Annotated in this window: 26 protein-coding genes; 15 read left to right on the forward strand and 11 right to left on the reverse strand. The window is 71.2% G+C overall.

Translation table 11 applies throughout. The features are described from left to right. The first annotated feature begins 118 nt into the window (after positions 1-118). Both F9B16_RS07325 and F9B16_RS07330 read left to right on the forward strand, forming a co-directional pair. Complete coding sequence (locus F9B16_RS07325; RefSeq protein WP_404800478.1) at positions 119-454, forward strand: DUF5713 family protein; 336 nt, start codon at positions 119-121, stop codon at positions 452-454. Positions 455-581: 127 nt separating this feature from the next. After that, complete coding sequence (locus tag F9B16_RS07330; RefSeq protein WP_151539209.1) at positions 582-1,592, forward strand: phosphodiester glycosidase family protein; 1,011 nt, start codon at positions 582-584, stop codon at positions 1,590-1,592. 70 nt (positions 1,593-1,662) lie between these two features. Here the strand turns inward: F9B16_RS07330 and F9B16_RS07335 are convergent, their stop codons facing one another. Continuing rightward, positions 1,663-2,442, reverse strand: a complete 780-nt coding sequence (locus F9B16_RS07335) for a hypothetical protein (RefSeq protein ID WP_151539210.1) — start codon at positions 2,440-2,442, stop codon at positions 1,663-1,665. A gap of 459 nt (positions 2,443-2,901) precedes the next feature. On the opposite strand from F9B16_RS07335, the gene F9B16_RS07340 reads away from it, so the two are divergent. Beyond that, complete coding sequence (locus F9B16_RS07340) at positions 2,902-3,351, forward strand: NUDIX domain-containing protein (protein WP_151539211.1); 450 nt, start codon at positions 2,902-2,904, stop codon at positions 3,349-3,351. A 56-nt stretch (positions 3,352-3,407) separates the two neighbouring features. Here the strand turns inward: F9B16_RS07340 and F9B16_RS07345 are convergent, their stop codons facing one another. Continuing rightward, positions 3,408-4,763 (reverse strand): cytochrome P450, encoded by a 1,356-nt coding sequence (locus tag F9B16_RS07345; protein WP_151539212.1) that lies wholly within the window; start codon positions 4,761-4,763, stop codon positions 3,408-3,410. A gap of 240 nt (positions 4,764-5,003) precedes the next feature. Between F9B16_RS07345 and F9B16_RS07350 the strand changes: the two genes are divergently transcribed. The 7 genes from F9B16_RS07350 to F9B16_RS07380 all read left to right on the forward strand — a co-directional run bounded on the left by F9B16_RS07350 (position 5,004) and on the right by F9B16_RS07380 (position 12,099). After that, positions 5,004-5,582, forward strand: a complete 579-nt coding sequence (locus F9B16_RS07350) for a TetR/AcrR family transcriptional regulator (protein WP_225991437.1) — start codon at positions 5,004-5,006, stop codon at positions 5,580-5,582. A 200-nt stretch (positions 5,583-5,782) separates the two neighbouring features. Then, positions 5,783-6,616 carry a TauD/TfdA dioxygenase family protein gene (locus tag F9B16_RS07355; RefSeq protein WP_151539214.1) on the forward strand — a complete coding sequence of 278 codons (834 nt, stop codon included), beginning with the start codon at positions 5,783-5,785 and terminating at the stop codon, positions 6,614-6,616. Continuing rightward, positions 6,616-7,197, forward strand: a complete 582-nt coding sequence (locus F9B16_RS07360; protein WP_151539215.1) for a nuclear transport factor 2 family protein — start codon at positions 6,616-6,618, stop codon at positions 7,195-7,197. Before F9B16_RS07355 ends, F9B16_RS07360 begins: the two co-directional genes overlap by 1 nt. Further along, positions 7,194-9,206, forward strand: a complete 2,013-nt coding sequence (locus F9B16_RS07365; protein ID WP_225991438.1) for a PKD domain-containing protein — start codon at positions 7,194-7,196, stop codon at positions 9,204-9,206. The genes F9B16_RS07360 and F9B16_RS07365 overlap by 4 nt, the downstream gene beginning before the upstream one ends. A gap of 62 nt (positions 9,207-9,268) precedes the next feature. Then, positions 9,269-10,219: a TIGR03564 family F420-dependent LLM class oxidoreductase gene (locus F9B16_RS07370; RefSeq protein ID WP_151539216.1), complete on the forward strand. Its 951-nt coding sequence runs from the start codon at positions 9,269-9,271 to the stop codon at positions 10,217-10,219. A gap of 314 nt (positions 10,220-10,533) precedes the next feature. Further along, positions 10,534-11,106 (forward strand): dihydrofolate reductase family protein, encoded by a 573-nt coding sequence (locus F9B16_RS07375; RefSeq protein ID WP_151539217.1) that lies wholly within the window; start codon positions 10,534-10,536, stop codon positions 11,104-11,106. Positions 11,107-11,169: 63 nt separating this feature from the next. Continuing rightward, positions 11,170-12,099 (forward strand): LysR family transcriptional regulator, encoded by a 930-nt coding sequence (locus F9B16_RS07380; protein WP_151539218.1) that lies wholly within the window; start codon positions 11,170-11,172, stop codon positions 12,097-12,099. 34 nt (positions 12,100-12,133) lie between these two features. On the opposite strand, the gene F9B16_RS07385 is transcribed toward F9B16_RS07380, so the two are convergent. Next, the gene (locus F9B16_RS07385) at positions 12,134-12,565 is read right to left on the reverse strand and encodes an ROK family protein (protein WP_151539219.1); all 432 of its coding nucleotides are present in this window, start codon (positions 12,563-12,565) and stop codon (positions 12,134-12,136) included. A gap of 20 nt (positions 12,566-12,585) precedes the next feature. On the opposite strand from F9B16_RS07385, the gene F9B16_RS07390 reads away from it, so the two are divergent. Continuing rightward, positions 12,586-12,921, forward strand: a complete 336-nt coding sequence (locus F9B16_RS07390; RefSeq protein ID WP_264159688.1) for a GMC oxidoreductase — start codon at positions 12,586-12,588, stop codon at positions 12,919-12,921. 24 nt (positions 12,922-12,945) lie between these two features. Here F9B16_RS07390 and F9B16_RS07395 read toward each other — a convergent pair whose 3' ends face one another. Then, entirely contained in the window at positions 12,946-13,326 is a 381-nt protein-coding gene (locus F9B16_RS07395) for a DUF2255 family protein (protein ID WP_151539221.1), read from the reverse strand. 209 nt (positions 13,327-13,535) lie between these two features. Between F9B16_RS07395 and F9B16_RS07400 the strand changes: the two genes are divergently transcribed. After that, on the forward strand, positions 13,536-14,645 hold the full coding sequence (locus tag F9B16_RS07400) for a serine hydrolase domain-containing protein (RefSeq protein ID WP_151539222.1): 1,110 nt from the start codon (positions 13,536-13,538) through the stop codon (positions 14,643-14,645). Here the strand turns inward: F9B16_RS07400 and F9B16_RS07405 are convergent. The 7 genes from F9B16_RS07405 to F9B16_RS07435 are packed head-to-tail and all read right to left on the reverse strand — an operon-like array spanning position 14,599 to position 22,025. After that, positions 14,599-15,951, reverse strand: a complete 1,353-nt coding sequence (locus F9B16_RS07405; protein ID WP_151539223.1) for an FAD-dependent oxidoreductase — start codon at positions 15,949-15,951, stop codon at positions 14,599-14,601. The genes F9B16_RS07400 and F9B16_RS07405 overlap by 47 nt on opposite strands. Next, positions 15,948-16,751: an aspartate/glutamate racemase family protein gene (locus F9B16_RS07410; RefSeq protein WP_151539224.1), complete on the reverse strand. Its 804-nt coding sequence runs from the start codon at positions 16,749-16,751 to the stop codon at positions 15,948-15,950. Before F9B16_RS07410 ends, F9B16_RS07405 begins: the two co-directional genes overlap by 4 nt. A gap of 2 nt (positions 16,752-16,753) precedes the next feature. Beyond that, a complete protein-coding gene (locus F9B16_RS07415; protein WP_151539225.1) occupies positions 16,754-18,226 on the reverse strand; it encodes an FAD-dependent oxidoreductase in 1,473 nt (490 codons plus the stop codon). A 14-nt stretch (positions 18,227-18,240) separates the two neighbouring features. Beyond that, positions 18,241-18,828: a cysteine hydrolase family protein gene (locus F9B16_RS07420; RefSeq protein ID WP_151539226.1), complete on the reverse strand. Its 588-nt coding sequence runs from the start codon at positions 18,826-18,828 to the stop codon at positions 18,241-18,243. 25 nt (positions 18,829-18,853) lie between these two features. Then, a complete protein-coding gene (locus F9B16_RS07425) occupies positions 18,854-19,645 on the reverse strand; it encodes an SDR family NAD(P)-dependent oxidoreductase (RefSeq protein WP_151539227.1) in 792 nt (263 codons plus the stop codon). Continuing rightward, positions 19,639-21,045: an FAD-dependent oxidoreductase gene (locus F9B16_RS07430; RefSeq protein WP_151539228.1), complete on the reverse strand. Its 1,407-nt coding sequence runs from the start codon at positions 21,043-21,045 to the stop codon at positions 19,639-19,641. The genes F9B16_RS07425 and F9B16_RS07430 overlap by 7 nt, the downstream gene beginning before the upstream one ends. Then, the gene (locus F9B16_RS07435; RefSeq protein WP_151539229.1) at positions 21,042-22,025 is read right to left on the reverse strand and encodes an isocitrate lyase/PEP mutase family protein; all 984 of its coding nucleotides are present in this window, start codon (positions 22,023-22,025) and stop codon (positions 21,042-21,044) included. The genes F9B16_RS07430 and F9B16_RS07435 overlap by 4 nt, the downstream gene beginning before the upstream one ends. Before the next feature lie 189 nt (positions 22,026-22,214). On the opposite strand from F9B16_RS07435, the gene F9B16_RS07440 reads away from it, so the two are divergent. Genes F9B16_RS07440 through F9B16_RS07450 form a run of 3 tightly spaced genes read left to right on the forward strand, consistent with a single transcriptional unit; the run spans position 22,215 to position 25,155 of the window. Further along, positions 22,215-23,390 (forward strand): acyl-CoA dehydrogenase family protein, encoded by a 1,176-nt coding sequence (locus F9B16_RS07440; RefSeq protein ID WP_151539230.1) that lies wholly within the window; start codon positions 22,215-22,217, stop codon positions 23,388-23,390. After that, positions 23,387-24,310, forward strand: a complete 924-nt coding sequence (locus F9B16_RS07445; RefSeq protein ID WP_151539231.1) for a VOC family protein — start codon at positions 23,387-23,389, stop codon at positions 24,308-24,310. Before F9B16_RS07440 ends, F9B16_RS07445 begins: the two co-directional genes overlap by 4 nt. Beyond that, positions 24,307-25,155, forward strand: a complete 849-nt coding sequence (locus tag F9B16_RS07450) for an alpha/beta fold hydrolase (RefSeq protein ID WP_151539232.1) — start codon at positions 24,307-24,309, stop codon at positions 25,153-25,155. Before F9B16_RS07445 ends, F9B16_RS07450 begins: the two co-directional genes overlap by 4 nt. Position 25,156: the final 1 nt, after the last annotated feature.

Raw genomic sequence — 25,156 nt, forward strand, 5'->3', positions numbered from 1 at the left:
TAGATTCGTCGGCCAGCCGCGTCCGCGTCCGAGGAGAGCAGGACGGTCGTTGTCAGTGACGCCGTGAAGGATGCGATGGAGACCGGGACAGCAGACGAAGGGGGCAAGTGTGGTGGCCGTGACGAACCAGAAGGTGCTCGAACACGAGTTCCTCACCGGGATGTACAACGACGGGTACTTCCCTGATCACCTCGTCGATAAGGGCGAGGCGATCCTGCTGAGTCTGTGCGAGCGGATCGAGGTCGGCCGGCCCGCCGATCTGGCGGCGCTTTACACGCTGACGCACGCCGCGACCGAGCAGTTCAACGCCCTGCAGACGGAGTTCGAGGCGGCCGGCAGCGAGATCGAGACGGTCGCCCGCGATGTGATCGGCGAAGAGTTCTGGTTCGTGGCCACCGCCTACGACTTCGACGGAGCCGACATCGAGGAGCTGATCGCCACCCGGGACTGGTGAACCCACGCCCGCCGACCTCGCTCTGGACCATCGCGCCCTCGGCAGCGCCCAGGCTCAGCAGCGCGCCTGCCAACCGCAGCAGACAACGGCGCCGAACCGGCTGTGAGCGACACGCATCATAAGTCGCATGATCTGGACCAGAGTTCTGCGACGGTGGCGATGGCGGTGGATTGCCGCGCTGGCCCTGTCTCCCGTCCTGGTCGCGTCGGTGGTCGTGGGGATCGCGTACGGGAAGGGCGGCTGGTACGCCGTCAACGTCATGCTGCGCCGCGGCGCCAATGTTTGGGGCGACGTCAGCCCGGACGACTCCCGGCTATCCCCGGGGATCCGATTGTCGCTGGCAGGACGGCGCACGCCTGACGCATCCGAGCCGGTGCGCTGGCACCAGGTCGCCACCGGGCTGGAAGTCGCCGAGCTGCCCGTCCGGGTGAGCGGGCAACCCGTGGACGCCCTGCTGCTCAGCCGGATCGACCCGGCCCACTACCGGTTCCGTGTGCTCAATCGCCCGGCAGGCGACCGGGGCGTCGGTGACTGGATGGCGGCGACCGGGGCATCGCTGGTCGTCAACGGCAGCTACTACAGCCGTCACGGACACCCGGATACCCCGGTCGTCAGCGATGGCCACCGACTCGGTCCTGCTTCCTACCAGGCCACGCACGGGGCGTTCGTGGCCGACGGGTCGGGTGGCCCGGGCAGCGCCCGGCTGGTCGACCTGGCCGGTCTCGACTGGCGGCGGGCCATCGGCGGCACGAGGCAGGCGATGGTCTCCTACCCGATGCTGCTGGGAGCCGACGGTCATGGCCGGGCCGGAGGCAGCGACGAGCGATGGCTGGCCAACCGCAGTTTCCTCGGGCAGGACGGTGCCGGACGGATCATCGTCGGCACCACCCGCGATGCCTACTTCTCCCTGCCCTCGCTCGCCGCGTTCCTGCCGCGGGCCGGGCTCGACCTGCGCCTGGCCCTGAACCTGGACGGCGGGCCGGTCGCCTGCCAGAAGGTGTCGGCCGGCGGCTACCGGCGGGACTTCTGCGGGCGGTACGAGCTGGCCGTACACGGCGGCCGGCTTCAGTTGCTCTGGCCACTGGTCGACTTCCGGCGTTCGGCCCTGCCGATGGCACTGGTGGCCGTCCCCCGCTGAACCGCCGCCTTTCGTATCGGGGGTTGTCAGGTCGTGCGAGGAGTCGTGGTCTCGGCGCTCATGGGGGAGGTCATGGGGCGGTGTAGAGGCAATACGCGGTGGCGCGGGCGACGATCCGGTTGGTCGTCTGCTCCTTCACCTCGGCTCTTACGTCGTAGGACAGGTAGTAGTGCGGCGAGACGGTTTGGGTGTAGGCCGTGTTGACCCAGCTTCCGTCGTCCGCGGCCGTGAAGTTCTGCTGAGCGGCCAGGTAGGCCGAGGTGCTCCACCGGAGACTATCTGCGGTGTCCTGGGAGACGGGAGTGTTGTAGTACTCCACCTTGAGTTGCTGTCCGGGAAGGAAGTTCTGGCCCTCCAGGCGCGCGGCGAATGTGTTGGTGCTGGGATCGCACGTCAGGGTCAGATGGGTTCTGGTGTCGTAGGTGCAGGTGCCGTCCCTGTAGCCGGAGTACTGCTGGGTGCCGTCGGCGGTGCGGAAGGTGACCCGGACGGTTTCGGTGAAGAAGCTGTAGGCGGCGGGGTTCCAGGCCTTGGTGTAGCCGTTGACGTTGACCGTCCAGTCGGATCCGATCGTCGTCGGGACGCTGGCGAGCCGCTTGCCAAGGTCCGGGTCCTGAGCCGATGTGCCCCCGGTGGTGACCGAGGAGCCGGCCACAACGGTGAAGTCCACGATGACAGGGGTGCCCTTGGCCATCGTCGAAGCTGCGCCGGACAGCCGGGCGGAGATCGTGCCGGTGGCCTCGTCGCAGGTGAGGGTGGCCGTCAGCGGCGTCGCGGCGTTGGCGGAGCCCACGGGGGCCAGCAGGGCCGCTAAGGCCACGAGCAGGACGGCGAGGATACGAGAGCGCACGTGCCCTCCTAAGAATGAATGGCGTGTCAAAAAGATCATCGAGCAGTAGGGGGAGATTGCTCGCACTCTGGCCGATATTGGACGGCGCTGTGCCGTCCCCCGGTCGCTGCGCCTGGCCAATCACGCCGTTTCCGGGACCGGAAACCGTCCGGTCGGCGCGCCGTCGGGGTGACACCGCCGCGCCGAGTGAGATCGGCTTTGAACCGGTCAGCGGGGGTCAGGCCGGGGAACGGCTGCCGAGGCGCGACGAGGTGGCGGCAATGCCCCGTCGCCGGAAATGCCCCGTCGGCGGCAAGGTGGCCTCCTCCAGGATGCCGGGCCGGTCGGCGACCGGCAGGTATGCATTTCGGGACGTACTGGGACCAGGTGGCACGCGGGTGCTCAGGCCGTCCGTCGTGACCACGAGGGCCTCGCCGTGTTCGCCGGGCACCGGGTGACCTGCGGGGGTACGGTGCGCTCATGGGTGCGCGAATCGCTGTCCGGGTCACCGCCGTGATCGTCGAGGACGGGCGGATCCTGCTGCTCGACCAGGACACCGGCACCGGCCGGTCCTGGTCGCTGCCCGGCGGGAAGGTCGAGCACGGGGAGACGCTGAGCGCCGCGCTCGTCCGTGAGGTGCGTGAGGAGACCGGACTCGAGGTCGTGCCGGGCCGGCTGCTGTACGTGTGCGACCACCTTCCCGGCGGCGACACCCATGTCGTGCACATGACTTTCACCGCCCAGCGCGTCGGCGGCCGCGTCGGCGACGTCGAGAGCGGCGCCGACACCCGCCCGATCCGTGGTGTGGAGTTCGTGGCCATCGACAAGCTCGGCGAGCTGGGGTTCAGCGACCGGTTCGTTGAGCTGGCCCGCTTGGGCTGGCCGGGCGCCGGCTCCTACATGGGGTTCAAGTCAGCCATCGGTTTGTGAGGTCCCCGGCGGTCGGCTGCCCTTGGTGCGAGGGGCCTGTCTGATATCCGCACGGGTCAGAGGCGGGCCTTCGCTTTGCGTTTGGTGACGGGTTCGGCGAGGCGTTGTTCGTCGCAGGCGCGTTGGAGGGTTTCGAGGGTTTCGTCGAGTCCTGGGCCGAGTCTGGGGCCGGGGGTGAAGGTGGCCGGGAGGTTGCGCATGCCGTTGATGATGCCGATCGTCTCGTAGTGCACCGCGCCCCCGGGTTCGCAGACGAAGTCGGGCATCCGGTCGAGCACCTGCGTGAGCATCCGCTTGAAGACGGTGCGGGCGACGTTGGAGCCGATGCAACGGTGGATGCCGAGGCCGAAGCTGGCGTGCCGGTTGCCCGTGCGTGCCAGGTGGATCGTGTGCGGGTCAGGGAACGCGGCCGGGTCGCGGTTCGCCATGGCCCACGACAGCCACAGGCGCTCTCCCTCTTTGAAGCGGGTGCCGGCGACCTCGCAGTCGGCGGAGATGGTGCGTCCGTCCCCGGGAGCGGGGGTGTAGAAGCGGAGGAACTCTTCGGTCGCCGAGTCCAGCAGGGTGTCGCGTTCGTCGTTGAGGCGCTGCCGTCCGGCGGGGTTCTCCGACAGCCATTCCAGGGCGTGGGCGGTCAGGGCGGTGGTGGTGTCGAAGCCGCCGCCGATGAGCAGGGTGAGGACGCCGACGAGTTCGTGGTCGGGCGGGTTCTTGCCGTTGATGTCGGCGTTGATGAGCGCGTTCACCAGCCCGGGACGTGGGTTCTCGCGGATTTCCGCGAGGGTGGCCACCAGGTCCTGGTGCATCTCGATGAGCATTTCCAGGACCCGATGCATCGCGGGCGAGTCCGGTGGGGTGTAGATGGACGCGTGCGCCGGCTCGTTGTACAGCGCCCATTTCTTGAGCGGGATCCCCATCATGGCGAGGGTGAACACGGCCGGGACGACGTTGGCGAGGTCCTCGACGAAGTCGATGCGGCCGTCCTCGATCTTCTCGTCGAGGCAGGCGCGGACGACCTCGTCGATCAGCGGGATCCAGCGCTGCACGGCCGCTGGGGACAGGTAGGGGTTGAGGGCCTGCCGGTAATGGCGCTGCTCGGGCGGGTCCATCTCCAGGAACCCGCCCTGGGACGCGAACTCAGAGGTGGGAATGGTGATCCCTTTGTATCCGCGCCGTTCGTTGCGGACGTCATGGTCGTTGGACAGGTACTCGACCGACCGCGCGGCCAGCTCGAACACCTCCCGGTTGCCGGCCGCCACCCAGTGCCCGCCGTAGGTGTCCGACCAGGCGATGGGGCACCGGTCGTGCATCTCCCGGGTGATCGCTTCGAACCGGTGCCGGTACTCGGGTGCGTGCCGGTCGAACCTGTACCGGTTCCTCTTGCGGTCGTCGTCAGGGATCTCCGTGCTCATGTCGATCGCCTCCTCGGTGCCGATCGCAGGCCGGGTCAGCGCGCACCGTTCCTGTACAGACGTACAGTCTGAGGGCTTGATTTTTACACGAGAGGCCGATTCTCACAAGCGAGACCCTTATTCTAAGCCTCCGCGATGCGCCGGTCACGCAGACGAAAGCGAGGCGTCAAGCGACCTGCCGGTCTGTAAGAATGTCGGTGCAGCGTGAGAGCGAGGTCGTGCATGGCATCCCCCCGGCGCGTGGGAACCGAGACATCCAAGACGCGGGATCTCATTCTCAACTGCGTCGAACGGCTGATGCTGGAGGCGGGCTACGCCGGCGTCACCTACCGCGCCATCGCCGCCAAGGCCGGCGTCACTCCGGGGCTGGTCCAGTACTACTTCCCGACCCAAGACGAGGTGTTCGTCGCGGCCATCCGGCGGCGGTCGCAGCAGAACCTGGAGAAGCTGGCCGAGGCCCTGCGCGCCCGCCCCGACCAGCCATTGCACGTCCTGTGGGAGTACAGCCGGGACGAGTCCGCGGCGGCGCTCACCACCGAGTTCCTCGCGCTGGGCAACCACCGCAAGTCGATCCGCGCGGAGATCACCGAGTGGACCGAGCGGGTGCGGCGACTCCAGATCGACGCGCTCGACGAGGCGATCCGCAAGCGACCCGTCACCCTGGGACCCCTGTCCCAAGGGACGCTGCTGTTCCTGGTGACGGGCATCCCGAAGCTGATCCGGCTGGAGGAGGGCGTCGGCATCGCGTCGGCGCACGCCGAGGTCGTGAAGGAGTTCCAGGAGTTCCTCGACTCGGTGGAGCCGGTCACCCCTGGTTGATGATCGCGGGCATCGCACCGCGGAACCGGCCGGGACGGTTACGGCGTGCCGTTCTTCGCCTCCGACGCCTCCGGCTTCTGCTCCGTCCAGACCCTCTACATCCACGTTGGTCCGGGTCGGTCGGCATTTTAGCGAGAAGCTTGCTCTCTTGAAGCGGCGAAAGCATTCTTATACGGTCGTACAGCTACCTTGGAGGTGCGATGACCGCTGCGTTCACCCCGCTCAGCCCGTTCGGCATGGAGATCACCGGCGCGTCCGGCGACCAGCTGGTGCATCAGGAAGCCGCCGACCGCTGCCGGGAACTCCTCAACGAGCACGGGGTGATGATCTACCGCGAACTCGACATCGGCGACGACGACCTCGTCGCCTTCACCCGCCTGCTCGGCGAACCCGAGGTCGCCAAGACCAGCGAGCACCGCCACCCCGAGATCGACACGATCACCCTCGACCCGGCCAAGACCAACGCCGTCCTCGCGGGCTACCGGCGCGGGAACTTCCACTGGCACATCGACGGCGCCACCATCCCGATCCCGCAGAAGGCCACGCTGCTCACCGCCCGCGAGGTCGACCCGGCCGGCGGCGACACCGAATTCGCCAGCACCTTCCTCGCCTACCAGGCCCTGCCCGAGGCGGAGAAGGCACGCCTCGACGGCCTCACCGTCGTACACAGCTTCGCCGCCGCACAACTGCGCGCCAACCCCACCCCCACCGACGAAGAACGCGCCGCCTGGAACCGCGTGCCCTCCCGCACCCACCCGCTGGTCTGGACGCGCAGCAACGGACGCAAGTCCCTGCTCGTCGGAGCCACCGCCGGCGAGGTCATGGAGCTTCCCGGACAAGAAGGCCAGGCGCTACTGGAACGGCTCCTGGACTGGGCCACCCAGCCGCAGTTCGTCCTCCGCCACCAGTGGCGGCGCGGCGACCTGGTCATCTGGGACAACACCGGGATGCTGCACCGCGCCCTGCCCTTCGAGCCGACCTCCCGGCGGCTGATGCACCGCACCACCCTCGTCGGCGAAGAGGCGGTCGCCTGATGACCGACGACCTGGAAGCGCTGCGCCGCGACGTGCGCTACCTCAAAGACCGCGCCGAGATCCTCGACTGCGTCGCCCGCCACGCCCGCGGCTGCGACCGCCACGACGACGCCCTCATCACCGGCGCCTACCACCCCGACGCCACCGACGAACACGGACACACCACCAACTCCGGCGCCGACTACGCCGCCTGGGTCAACCCCACCCACGCCGCGACCTCGCACACCCACCTGCACAACATCACCACCCACACCTGCGACATCGACGGCGACACCGCCCACTGCGAGAGCTACTCCCTCGTCGTCCTGCTCGGCAAGGACGGACGCACCGCGCAGATCATCAACGGCCGCTACCTCGACCGCCTCGAACGCCGCGACGGCCGCTGGCGGATCGCCCTGCGCCGCTCCACCGTCGAGGTCATGTTCACCGCCGACGCCTCCGTCCTGAAGTCGCCGTTCTTCACCGACCAGGGCTACCTCAAGGGCACGCGCGACACCACCGACCTCTCCTACCAGCGCCCGCTCACCCTGGAGCAGGCCGGGTCCCGCTGGTCGTCCACGACGCAGGCGAACTCCCGGTGACCGGGCTCCGCGCGCTCGCGACGGGCAGCGTCGTCCTGCTGGGCGCGGTAGCGGTGCCAGGCGTGTCCGCATCGGCCGCCGCGCCGCCGCAGTGCGCGCAGCCGCAGCCCAACGGCCCGATGCAGGTCACCGCCGACTGCGTCGACCCGCTCTATGCCCGGCCGGTCATCGACGGTGAGAAGGACCAGACCAGCCCGGTGCCGCACCACCAGGTGTCCGGGCATTTCGAGGGAACGAACGTCAAGTTCAACCTCTACCTCCCGCCGGCGAACCGCTGGGACGGCAGGTTCTTCCAGCTCGTCTACCCGCTGCAAAGCGAGAACGCCGACGCGCAGTCCATCGCCTTCGGGGCCGACAGCGGCGCCTACACCGTCCAGACCTCCGGGACCGAGGGCTACCGCGCCGACGCGGCCGCCGCCAAGCTCTCCCGCACCGTCGCGGCGACGTACTACCGCTCGTCCCGCCGGATCCACGGCTACGTCTACGGCGGCAGCGGCGGCTCGTACATGACGATCGGCGCGATGGAGAACACCACCGGCGTGTGGGACGGCGCGGTGCCGTTCATCCCCGGGGTGCCGACCTCGATCCCGAACAACTTCTTCGTCCGCGCCTTCGCCCGGCTGGTGCTGCGCGGCAAGGCACCGCAGATCGCCGACGCGGTGCGTCCCGGCGGATCCGGGAACCCCTACGCCGGTCTCACCTCCACGCAGAAAGCGGTGCTGCGCGAGGTCACGCGGATGGGCATCCCGCTGCGGGCCTGGGAGAACCACTCCTACGTCCTCGGCCTGGACGACCCGCAAGGTCTGCTCGGCTTCGCCGGCACCGTCCGCGCCATCGACCCGAGCTACGCCGACGACTTCTGGAGCAAGCCCGGTTATCTCGGCACCGAGCGCTCACCCCTCGGCGACCTGACCCGCAACGCGCGCATCGACCAGACCGCCACCATCACCGAAGTGGAGCGGGACGACCACAACGTCCCAACCAAACTCACCCTCGACAAAGCACCGGCCGACCCGAACAAGCTCGGTTTCGACGTCACCGCCTCCCGCGCCGACGGCACCACGATCGGCGCGGTCACCGGCTCGCTCGACCCCGCCACCAGGACCTTCACCATCGGTACCGGCAACTCCTCCGAGACGCTCGACGCGATCGCCGCCGGTGGCGAGCTGCGCATCGACAACCGCTGGAACCTGGCGCTGCTGACCTACCATCGCCACCAAGTCCCGGCGCGGCCCGGGTTCACCGCCTTCGACCAGTTCCGCGACCCCACCGGCAAGCCGATCTACCCGCAACGCGCCGTCGAGATCGGCCCGGTCATCTCCGGCGAGGTCAGCGGCGGCGGCACCCACACCGGCAAGATCACCGGCAAGGTCATCGAGGTCGCGAACCTGCTCGACACCGACGCGTTCCCCTGGGACGCCGACTGGTACGCCCAGCAGGTGAAGAACGCCCTGGGAACCCGCTACGACGACGAGTTCCGCGTCTGGTTCAACGACAACGCCGACCACATCGGCGCCCACGAGACCAACCTGCTCGACTACACCGGCATCCTCCAGCAAGCCCTCCGCGACGTCAGCGCCTGGGCCGAAAAGGGCATAGCGCCCCCGCAATCGACCCGCTACAGCGTCACCGGCGGCCAGGTCACCGTGCCCGCAGCACCGGCCCAGCGGCATGGGATCCAGCCCGTCGTCACCCTGACCGTCGACGGACGCCACCGGATCGACGTCCCCGCAGGCAAGCCCGTCACCTTCACCGCCACCATCCAGACGCCGCCCGGCACCGGCAGGATCGTCGCGACCGCATGGGACTTCACCGGCGGCGGCACGTTCACGCCCGCACGCTTCGGCGGCCCGCCCCGTCCCAGCATGCGCGTCCGGCAGACCTACACCTACACGAAGCGCGGCACCTACTACCCGGCCCTGCGCGCCACCGCCCAACGCGACGGCGACGCCGCCACCCCCTTCGCCACGATCCCCGACCTCGGACGCGTCCGCGTCGTCGTCCACTGACCGCCTCGCCCCACCCGGCGGAAAGCCTTCCGCACGGGGCGCACCGGCACCGGAGGAACCCCGTGCGCATCGGCCTGACCGGCGGCGCGTCGACCCCCGACAAGATCGTCCACCAGGCCCGGCGGGCCGAGGACGACGGCTTCACCTCGCTCTGGTACGCCAGCAACGTTTGCGGCGACCCGCTCACCCCGATGGCCCTCGCCGGACGCGAGACCTCGGCGATCGAGCTCGGCACCGCCGTCCTGCAGACCTACCCCTGCCACCCGCTGCTCCAGGCCAACCGCGCCGCGTCCGCCGCCGCCACCATGGGCCGCCCCGGCCTCACCCTCGGCATCGGCCCCTCCCACGCATCGATCGTCCGCGACGCCTACGGCATGAGCTACGACCACCCGGGCCGCAACGCCGAGGAGTACACCCGGATCCTCGCCCGGCTCCTGCGCGGCGAGGACGTCGACTTCCACGGCGAGGACTGGACGACCCGCAGCACCGACCGCATGGCCCCTCTCCCCCACCCCGTGCCCGTCCTGCTGTCGGCCCTGTCGCCCCGGCTGCTGCGCGCCGCCGGGCGGCACGCCGACGGCACCATCCTGTGGATGGCGCCGGTCAAGGCGATCGACGGCCACATCGCGCCGCACATCCACGCGGCCGCCGCCGAGGCGGGACGGCCCGCGCCCCGCATCGTCGCCGGACTCCCCGTCGCCGTCCACGACGACGTCACCGAAGCCCGCAACGCGGTCGCCGCGACATCCGCCGCCTACGCCGACGCACCCAACTACCAGCGCATCCTCGCCCTCGGTGGGGCCGCCACCCCCGCCGACGCCGCCATCGTCGGCACCGAGACCTCCGTCCGCAACCAGCTCCGGTCCCTCCTCGACGCCGGCGCCACCGACGTCTGGGCCAACATCGTCCCCGCCGGCCCCGACCCCGCCGCGTCCCGCAAGCGCACCCGCGACCTCCTCCGCGACCTCGCCACCCCACCGCCGGCGGCGCGGCGGGGTCAGCGCCCGACGTAGCGGGCGGCGCGCTTCTTGAGCGCGGCGACGGCCAGCGGCGGGTTCGCGGCGATCCGTCCCGCGAGCTCCACCGCCGACGCCAGCACGCCGTCATCGCCCACGACCGGCTGACCAGGCCGATCCGCCCGGCGCGCGCGGCGTCCACGATCTCGCCGGTGAACAGCGGCGTGCGTTTCCGGAGAGGTGCCGATGGCGCGATGAGTTTGGGGGGGACGGCCGGTCTGAGTGTGCGAGTGATCGGCCGCTGAGCACGCGCCGACCGGCGATGAGCCCGGGCGAGCGCCCCCGAGAGGAAGAAGCGAATGGACGCACCGATGCGGAAACTGATCCTGGGCTTTTACGTCTCGCTCGACGGCAAGAGCGCCGACGGGGACAACGGAATTCGGGACGTCATGATGAGCATCGACGACCCCGAGCAGGAGGAGTACTTCGTCGGCCGGCTGTGGGAGGCCGGGGCCTTCCTCATGGGCCGCAACACCTACGCGAGCATGGCCGCCTTCTGGCCCGGCTCCGACCATCCGTCCGCGCAGGCCATGAACGAGATCCCCAAGGTCGTGTTCTCCCGCACTCTGACCTCGGCCGACGAATGGCCCGGGACGCGGATCGCCGGCGGCGACACGGCGGAGGAGATCGCCAGGCTCAAGGCCGAGCCCGGCAAGGACCTCGTCGCCGCCGGCGGCACCGCGTTCCTGCACTCCCTGATCAGGCTCGGCGTGGTCGACGAGTACCGGTTGTGGGTGCTGCCCGCCGCCGCCGGGAAGGGCGCGCCGCTGTTCCCCGAGCTGGACCGGCCCTTGAACCTGCGCCTGGTGAAGAGCACGGCCTTCCCGTCCGGGGTCCTCGAACTGGTGTACGCGGCGGCCGGCGAGCAGGCGCCCGGCGAGTAGCCGCCGATCATTGCGCTGGTCGATCTATCGTCGGCCTTCATCACCGGTGCCTATAGTTGGCGCATGTCCGTCGATCGCCTGCTGGTCAACCTCGACCTGAACCTGCTCGTCACGCTGGACGTGCTGCTGCGCGAGCGCAACGTCACGCGGGCGGCGGAGCAGCTCGGCTGCAGCCAGCCGACGGTCAGCGCCGCGCTGGCGCGGCTGCGCCGGCACTTCGGCGACGAGCTGCTGCACCGGGCGGGCAGCCGCTACGAGCTGACGCCGCTGGCCGTGCAGGTGGCGGCGCGCACGCCCCCGGCCGTGGAGGGCATACGCCGCGTCTTCGACGTGCGGGCCGAGTTCGATCCGGCGACGGTCGAGCGCGAGTTCACGATCATCACCTCCGACTACGCGGTGGCGGTGCTCGGCCCGATCGTCGCGCGGCTGGTGGCCGAGCGGGCGCCGGGCGTGCGGCTGCGGATGCAGCAGACCGGCCCGCACGTGGTCGATCACGCGACGGAGACCCTGCGCACCGTCGACGGCGTCATCCTGCCGCACGGGTTCCTCGCGGACATGCCGTACACGGATCTCTACGAGGACCGCTGGGTCTGCGTGGTGGCACGGGACAATCCGGCGGTCGGGGAGCGGCTCACCCTGGCGCAGCTGAGGGAGATGCCCTGGGTGATGCTGTACCACCGGCCCACGGCCTTCGCTCCCGCGGCGCAGCAGCTGCGCATGATCGGCATCGAGCCGCGGGTCGACATCGTCGTGGACGGTTTCCTGCAGATGCCGTTCCTGATCGCCGGCAGCGACCGGATCGCCCTCCTGCAGGAGCAGCTGGCCCGCAGGATCGCGGACGCCGGCGGAGTGCGCGTCCTGGAGTGCCCCTTCGACGCGGTGCCGCTCGCCGAGGCGTTCTGGTGGCATCCGATGTACCGCAGCGACGTCGCGCACGCCTGGCTGCGCGAGCTGCTGATGGAGGCCGCCGACGAGTTGAAGGCCGCCCGCTGAGCCTTCGCGCCTTGGACGCAGGCGACCTCGCGGGTCACTGGGCGGCGGGCATCCGGGGCGAGCCCGCCGCCAGCCAGGTCTCCAGGCTGGCGGCGGAGAAGACCTCGTCCAGCGCGAGGTGCACGGCGCCGGTCACGCCGGAGAGCTCCTCGGGCAGGGCCGCCACGTCGATCCGCAGGTTCTGGGTCGCCAGCGGCAGCGCCCGTCGGCGGATGGCCTCCCGGATGGTGTCGAGCACGTGCTCCTTGGCCCGGACGATGCCGCCGCCGAGCACCAGTTCCGCGGGGTTGTAGAAGCTGACCAGGGTGGCGAGCGTGCCGCCGAGCAGGACCGACGTGCGTTGCAGCAGCGCCCGGGCTGCCTGGTCGCCTTGAGCCGCCGCCTGGGTGACGTCGATCGGCCGCACCTCCTGGGACGTGGCGAGGATGGCGGCGAGGGCGGGGCTCTGCCTGGTCTCGGCGAGCATCCGGCCTTCCCGCCATACGCATCGCCTACGAACTCACGGAACGGGAGAAGGCCGAACTGGAACGGGCACGGTCCGTCGCGGTACGGGTCGCCGCGCTATTCGGCAACTTCCTGCCGGGAATGCCTCGCGTCATGCCGGCCGGCAGCTCACTGCATTACATGGGGACCTACCGGATCGGCCCCGCCGACGACGGCACCAGCGTCTGCGACTCGTACTCCCGTCCCTGGGGCATCGAAGGCCTGGTGCTCGCCGGCAACGGCCTGATCCCCACCGCCAACGCCTGCAACCCCACCCTGACCAGCGTCGCCCTCGCCGTCAGGGGAGCCCGCGCCCTCGCCGCATCCGCACGCGGATGACACCCGCGGGGGCCGCCGCGCGGGTCAGCGCGGGGTGAGTTTCAGCGTGGTGGCGCGGGCGGTGTCGTTGACCATGGGGTCGACGTACTGGCGGGCGTAACGGCCGTATTTGGTGCGGTAGGCGGAGTCGAGGCGGGCGTTGAGATCGGGGTCGCCCGCCGCATCGGTGAAGGTGACGTCCTTGGCGACGCCGCCGGAGCTGATGTGGCCGCGTCCGGTGGCACGGGCGGCGCGATACCAGGCGCCTTCACCGCCGCGGTAGGAGCGGACGTAGAGTTCCTCGCCGTCGCCGACCACCCAGATCGTCGTGGGGTCGCGCAGCTCGCGGTCGTCGCGCTGCGGCGCGATCTGCAGTTCGTCGGCGTTCGCGATCGTCTCCAGCTCCCGCGTGGTCCAGCCGCTCATCATGTGCTCCTTGGTCCTCGTGATGCCGATCGGCTCTAGTGGTGCCCACTAGGGTCGTTGCCCCGAAATCGGCCCGTTCACCAGGGACACACCCGGAACCTGCCGACCGGTGTGGGCTGGCCGTTCAGGCCGGCCGTGGGCGCGGGATCCGGTGGAGGAGCGCGTAATTCGGTTGCCCTTGGCGAAGGCGAGGGCGCTGAATACTACGCATGGCCGATATCCAGGGCTCCTACGACGAACTGTTCAGCGCGGTGCCCGGTGCGCTCGCCGAATTGCTGGACTGCGGGGATACGGGCGGGTCGGCCGCCGTCTTCGTGGACGGGGAGCCCGTGGTGGACGTCTGGGGCGGATTCGCCGACGCGGAGCGCACGGTCCCGTGGCAGCGGGACACGATCACCAACGTCTGGTCGGTCACGAAGACGATGACGGCGCTGTGCGCGCTGGTCCTCGCCGACCGCGGCGAGCTCGACCCGGACGCACCGGTCGGCCGGTATTGGCCGGAGTTCGGCGCGGCGGGCAAGGAGAAGGTGCTGGTCAGGCATCTGCTCGCGCACACCGCGGGCCTTCCCGACTGGGACGGGCCGATCGAGGACCTTTATGACTGGCCGTCCGCGACCGCGCGTCTGGCCGCGCTGGCGCCGCAGTGGGAACCGGGGAGCGCGGCCGGGTACCACTCGCTCACCCAGGGATTCCTCGTGGGCGAGGTGATCAGGCGGATCAGCGGCCGGAGCGTGGGCGAATTCTTCGCCCGCGAGGTCGCCGGGCCGCTGGGCGCCGACTTCCATATCGGGCTGCCCGCCGAGCACGATCATCGGGTGGCGTCGAGCGTCCCGCCGCCGGGCCGGGACGAGGACTATGCGGCCGGCGCGCCCGGTGCCGCCGCGCCGCCCGGCGCCACGACCATCCGGGTGCGTGACGGCAACGGCGTCGCCTGGCGCCGGGCGCAGATCCCCGCGGCGAGCGGGTTCGGCAATGCCCGCTCGGTCGCGCTCGTGCAGTCGGTCATGGCCTGCGGAGGGGCGCTGCGCGGACGCCGCCTGCTGTCGCAGGCCGGCTGCGACCGTGCGAAAGAGGAACAGTTCCAAGGCGTGGACCGCCTCTTGGGCATGCCGGTCCGATACGGCCTGGGCTACGGGCTGTTCGGCGGTGCCCTCGGGTGGGGCGGCTGGGGCGGCTCGATCGTCATGATCGAGCCCGGTGACCGCATGGCGGTGGCGTACGTGACCGCTCAGATGCGCGAGCCCGGGGACGACCAACGGGGCATGGAGATCGTCATGGCCGCCTACGAGGGCCTCCAGGGTCTGCAGGCCTCTCGGTGAGGCCGTTGCCGATGATCCAGCCCATGCCGAAGGCGGAGAGCAGGCCGTTGCCGGACAGGTAGCCGTCGGAATGGGGGCCGGCCAGGCCGCACGCGGCGCCGCCGCCCGCGTAGAGGCCCGGGACGGGCTCGCCGGTCCCGTCCAGGACGCGGCCGGACGGGTCGATGACCAGGCCGCCCTGGGTGGTGAGCAGGCCGTGGGTGACCCAGGCGAGATGGTAGGGGGCGGTGAGCCGGCGGCGGCCGGGCAGGGGGGCCAGCGCGCGTCCGGTCTCATCGGCCGTCCGGCCCAGGGCGGCGGCGAGGTCGTCGAGGGTGGCGCAGTCGCGGACGGCTCCGGCGGCGAGGCTCTCGCGCATCATCTCCGACTCGCGGGTGGCGGCCATCGCGGTGGCGTCCCAGATCATCGCGGCGCGCTCGCCGGGCTGCCGTTGCAGGACGCCCGCCATGGACGAGTAGCCCTTCGACTCCTCGTCCACGAAACGCTCGCCGTGCAGGTTCACCAGGACGGCGCCGTTGAACGGAAGGGCCGGGGACACGCGGGTGCCGTGGTCCACGACGACGAGTCCGGAGCGCAGGCCGGCGCCCATGTTGCGCACCTGGGCGCCGAGGCGCCCTGCCCAGGCGAGCGCGTCGCCGGTCGACGTGGAGACACCGCCGTAGAAGGGGGTCCCGAGGTGCGGCAGGTACCGCTTGACCAGGGCCTGGTCGGCCGCGAAGCCGTCGGTGGCGAGGACGACCGCGCCGGCCCGGACGCGCTGCAGCGCGCCGTTCTGCGCGACGACGACTCCGGTGACCGCGCCGCCGTCCGACACGAGGTCGACGGCGGGGGCCTCGTCGACGAAGGCGGCGTTGTCGTGGGCGTCGAGCAGGGCCCGCAGGTGGCGCATGAGCCGGGCGCCGCCGAGGCGTCCGGTGTCGGTGTGCAGGCGCAGGGCGGTCATCCCGGCGCGGGGCATGTCGGTGCCGATCTCGATCGGGTATCCGGTGTCCGCGATCCATTCCACGATCCGCGGAGCGGCCTCGCAGAGCGCCTCGACCACGGGACGCCATTCCTCGTCGCCGCTCGCGCGGAGGATGTCGCCGGCGTGCCGCTGCGGCGAGTCGTCGATGCCCGCGGCGGCCTGGAAGCGGGTCCCGCCGGCGGCGAGGGAGCCGGACGAGATCGCCGCGTTGCATCCCTCGCGGGTGGACTTCTCGAAGACGGCGACGACGCGGCCGGGGTCGCGGGCGGCGCGGAGGGCGGTCATCACGCCGCACGCCCCGCCGCCGATGACGGCGACGTCGACCTCGGTGTCCCAGGTCATGACAGGGTCCTGTTCGTGCCGTAGAAGTCGCGCGCGGCGTCGATCAGGGGGCGCGGCGGGCGCGCACCGTAGAAGCCGGTCCGTGCCGGGGCGAGGCCAGTGGCCCGGTACTGCGCGGCGCGCAGTTCGGCGACGCGGACGCAGGTGCCGAGCGAGTCGAGCACCGGCACGTCGTCAACACGGGACACCCCCTGGTCGGCGAGGAACACGTTGAGCGGCCCCTCGCCGGGGACGATGACGTTCGCGCCGTCCGCGATCGCCTTGCGCGCGGCACGCGTGAACGCGTCGAGCAGCGGCCCTGGGTCGGCGTACGCCGCCATCACGTCGGTGAACTCGGTCTCGACCTGCACGATGGGCCCGACGAGCTGGTCGAAGCGGTAGTTGCGCATGTTGCGGCGGAGCTGGGGTTCGAGGGCGGCGATGAAGTTGACGATCCCCACCTGGTCGCCGAGCGTCCCGGCCATCAGTACGGAGGTCTGGCCGAACGCGATGACGGGGATGTCCACGATCGTGCGGACCTCCTCGTACGCGGTGTCGGGGATGGTGGCGATGAGGAAGGCGTCGTAACCCTCGTCTTGCGCGCGCAGCGCCGCATGCACGAACTGCTCCTTGTGCAACCCGGCGAGGTAGGCGTAGCCGATGTGGGTCCCGGGATAGTCGGACGGGTAGGTGCCGGGCTTCATCCCGTGGAAGTCGATCTCGGTTCCGGGCGCGGCCTGCGATCGCAGGTGGCGGGCGAGCGCGTCGCGGTAGTGCGGGACGTCGTCGAGGACGGTGAAGGACTGGTGCCAGATCCGCACGCTCACACCCCCGCCGCGGCCCGGGCGGCGGCGTGCGCGGCGGCGTTCGCGCCGGCGATCCGGCCGAACGTGGCGCCGCGCAGCACCGACGTGGAGCCGGTGTAGTTGGAGTAGTACAGCCCAGTCAGCTCCCCCGCCGCGTACAGGCCGGTCATGGGCCGGCCGTCGCGGTCGACGACCTCGGCGGCGGAGGTGGTCTTGAGGCCGCCGAAGCTGAAGACGTTCGCCGCCATGATCGGGTACGCGGCGAACGGCCCCTGCTCGATGGGCCGGCTCCAGTTCGACTTGGGGACGTCCAGCCCGATGGTGGCGAGGCCGTCGGGCGCGCTGTGGTCGAAGCCGTCCGAGGCAGGGCAGGCCGCGTTGTACGCCACGACGGTCTTTCCCACGGCCGCGACGGGCAGGCCCAGCTGCCGGGCCAGTTCACCGATGGTCGGCGCGGTGACGGGCGGGACGTCGGTGCGGACGCCCGCCATCAGGTTCGGCACCGCGAGTCCCCGCTGGTCGAGGATCACCCAGGCGATCCCGTCGGCCTGGGCCTGGATTGCGCGGGTTGTGCGCTCGTACCAGGCGTCGACGGTGCCGCGCGCCTCGTCCACGAACCGCCGCCCGTCCTTGTTGACGAGGATCCCGTAGGGGAAGCAGAAGATCGCGGCCTCCGGCTCGCCGCTGCGCGGGTCGATCGGCTCGGCGTGGAAGAGCGCGAAGTTCCCGGCGGTGGCGGCGCCGAGCGCGAGCGCCATCTCCAGCCCCTCGCCCTTGTTGTAGTTGCCGCCCTTGGCGACGGGGCGGCAGGTCAGCGCCTTGTCGCCGTGGTAGCGGGCCATCAGCTCGAAGTTGCCCTGGTAGCCGCCGCTGGCGAGGACGACCGCGCCCTCGAACACGGCGGGGCCGGCCGGGGTGTGCGCGCACACGCCGGTGACGCCGCTGCCGGAGAAGGTCAGCCGGCGGGCGGTGGTCGCGAAGTGGAACTCGACGCCGAGCCCGCGGGCGGCCTTGCCCATCGTCTCGACGATGGCGAGGCCGCCGCCGACCGGCGCCATCCGGGTCGTCGAGCGGGTGAGGAACGGGGTCGGCATGAAGTCGAACCGGACGCCGTGGCCGGACATCCAGCGCAGCGTCGGCGGCGCGTTCTCGGCCAGCACGGCGACGTAGTCCGGGTCGACGGTGTGGGTGGCGCGGTACAGCGCGCCCTGCCGCCGGGGCGGGAGCGCCGCGTCGTTGACGATGGACGGGTCGGGATGGCCCATGAAGTCGTCGACAAGGGCGTCCTCGAAGCCGTCGGCGACCTCGTCGAGCGACTTCATCCGCAGGAACGCCTCGGTGTAGCGGGTGTTGCCGCCGGTCTCGGCCTCCGGGGAGCGTTCCAGGAGCGCGACGCGGGCGCCGTTCTCGGCCGCGGAGACCGCGGCCGACAGGCCCGCGACCCCGCCGCCGACCACGACGACGTCGTAGCGGTGGGTCTGTTCGGTCATGGCGTGGCGTCCCCTCAGAACTCGAGCTCGTCGGAGCCGGTCACGGACCCGAACAGCGGCAGCATGTTCGTCACGGAGAACTCGTGGAAGTCGGGCCGGAAGGAGGCGCACATGTCCTCGACCACGGTCACCTGGAGGCCAGAGTCGGAGGCGTGCCGGGCGGCGGACTCCACGACCAGGTTGGTGGCGACGCCGCCGAGGACGACCTCGGTGACGCCCTCGGCGGCGAGGACGTCCCGCAGCGGCGTCCCGACGAACGGGTCGACGCAGCCCTTGTCGATGACGGGCTCTCCGGCGACCGGCGCGAGCGCCTTGACGATCTGCGCCTCCGGCGAGTCCGCGAGCATCGCGCGCTGCTCCTCATAGGGGTCGAAGCGCGGCAGCCGGTTGGTGCGGAGCTTGTAGGACGGGTCGAACGCGAGCCGGACGTGCACGACGAGCGTCCCGGCCGCGCGGGCCGCGGTCAGCACCCGCTCGGCCGTGGCGAGGACGCCGCGTTCGGCGATCTGCGCGGCCAGCGGGGGCATCCGCAGGTGCGGCCCCTCCTCGCAGAGCGCGACCTGGTAGTCGAGCATGAGCAGGGCCTTCTTGGCGGTCGTCATCAGGGGTCTCCTCGGAGAGGTCGGGTTACCAGGCGGACCAGCCGCCGTCGACGTACACGACCTGGCCGGTCATGTACGAGGCGGCGGGGCTCGCGAGCAGGAGCAGGGGGCCGGCGAAGTCGGTGGCGGGGTCACCGAGGCGGCCGAGCATCGTGCGCTCGCCGAACCACGCCAGCCGGTCGGGGTCGGCGCCGAGCGCGGCCGTCATCTGCGTGGGGTAGAAGACGCCGGGGGCCAGGCAGTTGACGTTGACGCCGTGCGGGCCGAGCTCAGCGGCCAGCGCCCGCGTCACGTTCACGACCCCGGCCTTGGACGAGTAGTACGCCGACTCGGGGACGGGTCCGACGCGTTCGGCGTAGACGGTGGTGAGGTTGACGATCCGGCCGCCGCTCCCCTGCCGGGTGAGGGCCTTGCCGGCCTCGCGGCCGACCAGCCAGGTCCCGGTGAGGTTGACCCGGACGACCCGCTCGAACTCCTCGACCGTCGTCTCGTCGTACGGCTTGCGCAGCATGACGCCCGCGGCGTTGACGACGATGTCGAGCCGCCCGTGCGCGGTGATCACGTCCTGGAAGAGCGCGGCGACGGACGCCTCGTCGGTGACGTCGACCTCGTGCGCGCTCGCCCCGCGGTCGCCTGCCGTGGCGGCGAGGTCGGCGGCGCGCGACGGCAGGTCGGCGGCGAGCGACGGCAGGTCGGCGACGGCGATCTCCGCTCCGGCGTCGGCCAGCGCGTGCGCCGCGCGTTCACCGAGGCCGCCGGGGGCCACGCCGACGACCAGGGCGACCTGGCCGGTCAGATCGAAGGCGGACGTCACCATTGGAGCTCGCTCTCCTCGCCGGCGGCGTTGCGGCCGGCGATCCGGCCGAAGACGCCGGACTTGCCGATGGAGGTGCCGGTCATGTAGCCGGCGCCGTGGAACCCGCCGGTGATCTCGCCGGCGGCGTAGAGGCGCCCGATCGGCTCGCCCCACCAGTCGAGGACCCGCATCCGGGTGTCGACGGTGAGCCCGCAGTACGTCGCGAGCACGACGGTGCCGGACGGGTGCGCGTAGAAGGGCGGCTGGTCGATCGGCGTCCGCTCCCCCACGCCGCCGGACAGGTGGACGCGCCCGAACGCGTCGTCCCGCCCGGACGCGATCGCGGCGTTGTAGTCGGCGACGGTGCGCCGCAAGGAGCCTTCGGGGAGGCCGATCTCGGCCTCCAGGCCCGCGATCGTGCCGGCCTTGAGCAGCATCCCGGCCCGCTCGCGTCCCGCGAACTCGTAGATCGGGACCTCGTCGTTGGCGAGGGCCATCGTCCGGGCGTCGAAGACCTGCCAGGTGGTCACGCCGGGCTGGGCGAGCGCGGCGTCGCCGATCTCCTTGTAGTTCCGCGACTCGTCCACGAAGCGGCGGCCTTCGCGGTTGACCGCGATCGCGCCCTTGTAGACGGCGAGGATGCCGGTGCCGTCCTCGCCGGGGTGCTCGACGTGGAAGTGCCCGTAGGTGCCCTTGATGTAGGGGGTGTCGCGGATGCCGGCGCCGAGCGCCATGGCCATCGTGAGGCCGTCGCCCTGGTTGCCCGCGCCGCCCTGGCGGAGCGCGTGCTCCATCTGCGGCGCGAAGGTGGCGAGCAGATCCGGGTTCATCGAGAACCCGCCGGTGGCGAGGACGACCGCGTCGGCCAGGACCTCGCGGCCGTCGGCGAGCCGGACGCCGGTCACGCGGGCGCCGTCGTGCAGCAGCCGGTGCGCGGGCGCGTCGAGCATGACGCGCGCGCCGCGTTCACCGGCCGCCTTGAGCAGCAGTTCCAGCATGCGCGTGGTGTCGGCGGGGTGGCTGCGCGGCGCCGACTGGCCGGACGCGGCGTGGATCTCGCCGTACCGGACGCCATGGTCCTTCAACCACCGGTATGTCGCGAGCTGGTGCTCGCAGTACAGGTCGACGAGCGCCGGGTCGTTGCGGCCCTGCCCGACGTCGAGGAGGTCCTTGCGGAGCAGGTCGACGGAGTCGGCGATGCCCTGCTCGGCCTGCTCGTCGGTACCGGCGAACGCGGACAGGCCCGCCGACTTCACCGTGGAGCCGCCGATCTCGCCGGTCTTCTCCAGCAGCAGCGCGTACCGGCCCGCCTCGGCGGCGGCGAGCAGCGCGGCGCAGCCGGCGAGGCCCGCGCCGAGGACGAGGACGCCGACCCGCTCGGGAAGGTCGGTCTCGACCGGCAGGCCGGCGGCGAAGCTCACGAGATGCTCCCGAACTCGCGGTCCAGCGCGCTCTCGGCGGCGCTGAAGCGCGGCAGGTTGAACAGGCCCTGCCGCTGCTCCCAGCTCGCCATCCGGCCGGCGCGGGACGCGGTCTCGCCGTGCTCCTTCAGGTGCGCCAGCGCCTCCTGCCCGGCGAGGTGCATCGAGCGCATCAGGTAGTTGGCGAACAGCACGACCCCGAACCCCAGCTCGGCGTACTCCGCCACGCTCAGCTGCGGGGTCTTGCCGCCCTCGACCACGTTGACGATCAGCGGGACGCCCGCCAGCTCGCGCCCGACGAGGGCGAGTTCATCGACCGTCCGGGGCGCCTCGACGAACAGGACGTCGGCGCCGGCCTCGGCGTAGGCGCGGCCGCGCTCGATCGCCTCGTCGATCCCGTGTACTGACCGGGCGTCCGTGCGGGCGATGATCACGAGCGCGTCGTCGGTGCGCGCTTCGCACGCCGCCGCGATCTTGGTCTGCATGTGCCCGGACGGGATCAGCGCGTGCGCGTCGAAGTGGCCGCACCGCTTGGGCATCTCCTGGTCCTCCAGCTGGAGGCCGGCCACCCCGGCGCGCTCCAGCAGCCGGACGGTGCGCATCGCCGCGAGCGGGCCGCCGTAGCCGGTGTCCGCGTCGCAGACCAGCGGGACGCGGGTCGCCTCGGTGAGCCGTCCGGCGTGGTCGGCGACCTCGGTCTGCGAGATCAGCCCGATGTCGGGCAGGCCGTAGCCGGCGTTGGCGAGCCCGGCGCCGGTCGCGTACACGGCGGCGAAGCCGGCGTCCTCGACGAGCCGGGCGCCGAGGGCGTCGGTCGCGCCCGGCAGCACGAGCGGCGCGATCGCCGCGCCCTGCCCGCCCGCCGTGGCGGCGGCGAGCGCGGTGCGCAGCGCGACCCGCTTGTCGCCGGCGGCCGGGCCGGGTCCGACCCCGGTCAGCGATGTGAGCAGGCCCGGCTCCCAGGGTGGGGTATCCGGCACAGCACCTCCTCCATGGAGTGATTACTACAGACATTAACCGTGACACCAGTCACCACCCCAACGCAACCCACCCGGTTGAGTGAAGGTCTTGCGTTCCCTGGAGCGAGCACTCTACGGTTCCGTGTAGTGACTGTTACAGAGATGCCGGTCACGCTCTCCCGCCCTCCCCACACCGAAGGAACGTCACCGATGACCGTCCTGGACGAGATCCGCCGGCTGGAGCCGGAGTTCCGCGCCGAGGAGGATCTCTCGGCCGAGCAGCGCGCGCTGACCGGCCGGGCCTTCACGTACATGCGCGAGACCGGGCTGATGCGCGGCCTGCAGCCCAAGCGCTGGGGCGGCGCCGAGCTGTCGCTGCGCGACCACCTCACGAGCGTCTACGAGCTCGGCCGCATCGCCCCGTCCGCCGGCTGGGTCGCCGGGGTCATGGGGTCGCACCCCTGGCAGCTCGCGCTCTTCCCCGAGGAGACGCAGGCCGAGATCTGGACGTCCGACCCGGACTGGAACGCCTCCTCGTCCTACGCCCCGACCGGGAAGATCGAACCGGTCGACGGCGGGTACCGCGTGCACGGCCGCTGGTCGTTCTCGTCCGGCTGCGACCACGCCCAGGGCGTGATCCTCGGCGGGTTCGCCGGGAAGGTCGAGGTCGCGCCCGGCGTCGAGGTGCCGAACTACGGGTCCGCGCTGCTGTACCGCGACCAGTACGCCATCGAGGACACCTGGCACGTCCGCGGCTCGCGCGGCACCGGCAGCAAGGACATCGTCGTCGACGGCGCGTTCATCCCCGAGCGCCGCTTCCTGTCCAGCCCGCTCTACGAGTACAACCCCGACCGTCCCGCCCCCGGCATGGAGACCAACCCGAGCACGCTCTACAGGGTGCCGTGGGCGGTCATGTTCAACCTGGTCCTGGTCGCGCCGATGCTCGGGCTCGCCCGCCGCGTCCTCGACGACTGGACGGCCGACACCCGCGTCCGCAAGGCGAACTGGGGCGGCACCTACGCCGACGACCCGCTGATGCAGATGCACCTGGCCGAGGCCGAATGGGTACACGACGCGGCCGTCATGAAGATGTACGACGCGATCGACACGATCACCGAGGCCGCCGAGGCCGGCGTGTTCCTGGACAAGCGGCAGCGCGCCCGGCTGCGGTGGAACATCACCAAGGGCTGCCAGGAGACCGGCTTCGCGATCAACAAGCTGATGCGGGTCGCGTCCGGCCGCACCGTGTTCGTCGACCACCCGCTGCACCGCCTCTACCAGGACGTCATCGCCGAACTCGGCCACGCGTTCCTGGTCTCCGACGGCGTCGGCCAGTACTACGGCGCCGCGCTCCTCGACTCGTCCGCCCCGGAGGTCATGCTGTGATTTCGCAACTCGCCTATCTCGGGATCGCGTCGCCCAAGGCCGAGGAGTGGCGCGACTACGCCACGCGGCTGCTCGGCGCGGTCATCGCCGGCGACGGACCGGACGGCGCCGTCCGCGTCAAGGTCGACGACAAGGGCTACCGGATCGCCGTCCACCCGGCGGAGCAGGACGAGCTCCGCTACGTCGGCTGGGACTGCGGCAACGAGACCGACCTGCGCGCCTACGCCGCCGAGCTGCGCGGCAAGGGCGTCGAGCTGCACGCCGCGACCGCCGAGGAGCTCAAGGAGCGGCAGGTCACCGAGCTGCACTGGTTCACCGACCCGTTCGGCAACCGGCACGAGCTGGTCTGGGGCCAGTACTCGCACCCGAACTCGTTCTTCCCCGGACGCCCCATGCGCGGCCGCTTCGTCACCGGCGACCTCGGCCTCGGCCACGTCGTGCTGATCGTGCCGGACCTGGAGCGGGCCAACGCGTTCTACGCCGGGACGCTCGGCTTCCGGCTGTCGGACCGGGTGAAGAGCGACATCTTCAACCTGCGCTTCTACCACTGCAACGGCCGCCACCACTCCCTCGCGGTCGCGGAGATCCCCGGCATGACGGGGATCAACCACCTGATGCTGGAGGTCGAGTCGTTCGACGACCTCGGCACCGCGATCGACCTGTTCACGGCCGACCCGGAGCGGGAGATCCTGCTGTCGCTCGGCCGGCACACCAACGACCTGATGACGTCGATCTACGTGCAGACGCCGTCGTCGCTGCAGATCGAGTACGGGCACGGCGGGATCACCGTCGACGACCTGACGTGGGTCGCGGGCAACCACGACCTGCCGTCGATCTGGGGCCACCACCGCTCCCAGGCCTACATCGACGGCCCTCCCGGCATCTTCCGCACCGTGACCGGTGAGGAGGCGGGCGAATGACCGCCGCAATCCGCACCGAGGACGTCGCGATCGGCGGCGGCCGCCACCTGCGCGTCAACCAGACCGGCGCCCCGGGCGCGCCCGCCCTGCTGTTCCTGCACGGCTCCGGGCCCGGCGTCACGGCGGCGTCGAACTGGCGCGAGGTCATCCAGGGGCTCGGCGACACCTACCACTGCATCGCCCCCGACATCCTGGGCTTCGGCGACTCCAGCCACCCGGACCCTCAGCCGCAGGGCTTCACGGCGCAGGCCGAGGTCCGCATCGATGCGCTGCTGGAACTCGTGGACGTGCTGGGCCTGCGGAAGGTCGTCCTGGTCGGCAACTCGATGGGCGGGATGTACGCGCTGCGCATCGCGCAGCTCCGCCCGGACCTCGTCGGCAAGATCGTGCTGATGGGCTCGGGCGGCATGCCGGGCCTGGAGCCGACCCCGGACCTGATCAAGCTCATCACCTACTTCGACGACCCGACCGTCGAGGCGATGGCGGACCTGCTCATCCGGTTCGTACACGACAGGAGCGCCTTCGGCGACACGGTCGAGGCGGTCGCGGCGGAGCGGATGCCGATCGTCCGGCGGCCCTGGATCGAGGCCGGGCACCGGGCCATGTTCGGGCCGGAGATGCTCGCCTTCGGGCCGGACGACCTCGCGAAGATCGACATTCCGGCGCTGGTGGTGCACGGCCGCCAGGACGTCATCGTGCCGCTCGAGTGCGGCTACTACCTCGCCGAGCACCTGCCGCAGGCGGACCTCTACGTGATCAACAAGTGCGGCCACTGGACGCAGATCGAGCAGGCCGCGCGCTTCCAGGCGATCGTGCGGACGTTCGTCGGGGACGGAACGGAGTGAC

Source organism: Actinomadura montaniterrae (assembly GCF_008923365.1).
Taxonomy (GTDB): Bacteria; Actinomycetota; Actinomycetes; order Streptosporangiales; family Streptosporangiaceae; genus Spirillospora; species Spirillospora montaniterrae.

Coding starts and splice junctions, on each gene's coding strand:
- F9B16_RS07330 (WP_151539209.1), top strand. CDS start 582: ATGATCTGGACCAGAGTTCTGCGACGGTGGCGATGGCGGTGGATTGCC.
- F9B16_RS07340 (WP_151539211.1), top strand. CDS start 2,902: ATGGGTGCGCGAATCGCTGTCCGGGTCACCGCCGTGATCGTCGAGGAC.
- F9B16_RS07345 (WP_151539212.1), bottom strand. CDS start 4,763: ATGAGCACGGAGATCCCTGACGACGACCGCAAGAGGAACCGGTACAGG.
- F9B16_RS07355 (WP_151539214.1), top strand. CDS start 5,783: ATGACCGCTGCGTTCACCCCGCTCAGCCCGTTCGGCATGGAGATCACC.
- F9B16_RS07360 (WP_151539215.1), top strand. CDS start 6,616: ATGACCGACGACCTGGAAGCGCTGCGCCGCGACGTGCGCTACCTCAAA.
- F9B16_RS07375 (WP_151539217.1), top strand. CDS start 10,534: ATGCGGAAACTGATCCTGGGCTTTTACGTCTCGCTCGACGGCAAGAGC.
- F9B16_RS07380 (WP_151539218.1), top strand. CDS start 11,170: ATGTCCGTCGATCGCCTGCTGGTCAACCTCGACCTGAACCTGCTCGTC.
- F9B16_RS07385 (WP_151539219.1), bottom strand. CDS start 12,565: ATGCTCGCCGAGACCAGGCAGAGCCCCGCCCTCGCCGCCATCCTCGCC.
- F9B16_RS07395 (WP_151539221.1), bottom strand. CDS start 13,326: ATGAGCGGCTGGACCACGCGGGAGCTGGAGACGATCGCGAACGCCGAC.
- F9B16_RS07400 (WP_151539222.1), top strand. CDS start 13,536: ATGGCCGATATCCAGGGCTCCTACGACGAACTGTTCAGCGCGGTGCCC.
- F9B16_RS07405 (WP_151539223.1), bottom strand. CDS start 15,951: ATGACCTGGGACACCGAGGTCGACGTCGCCGTCATCGGCGGCGGGGCG.
- F9B16_RS07415 (WP_151539225.1), bottom strand. CDS start 18,226: ATGACCGAACAGACCCACCGCTACGACGTCGTCGTGGTCGGCGGCGGG.
- F9B16_RS07420 (WP_151539226.1), bottom strand. CDS start 18,828: ATGACGACCGCCAAGAAGGCCCTGCTCATGCTCGACTACCAGGTCGCG.
- F9B16_RS07425 (WP_151539227.1), bottom strand. CDS start 19,645: ATGGTGACGTCCGCCTTCGATCTGACCGGCCAGGTCGCCCTGGTCGTC.
- F9B16_RS07440 (WP_151539230.1), top strand. CDS start 22,215: ATGACCGTCCTGGACGAGATCCGCCGGCTGGAGCCGGAGTTCCGCGCC.
- F9B16_RS07450 (WP_151539232.1), top strand. CDS start 24,307: ATGACCGCCGCAATCCGCACCGAGGACGTCGCGATCGGCGGCGGCCGC.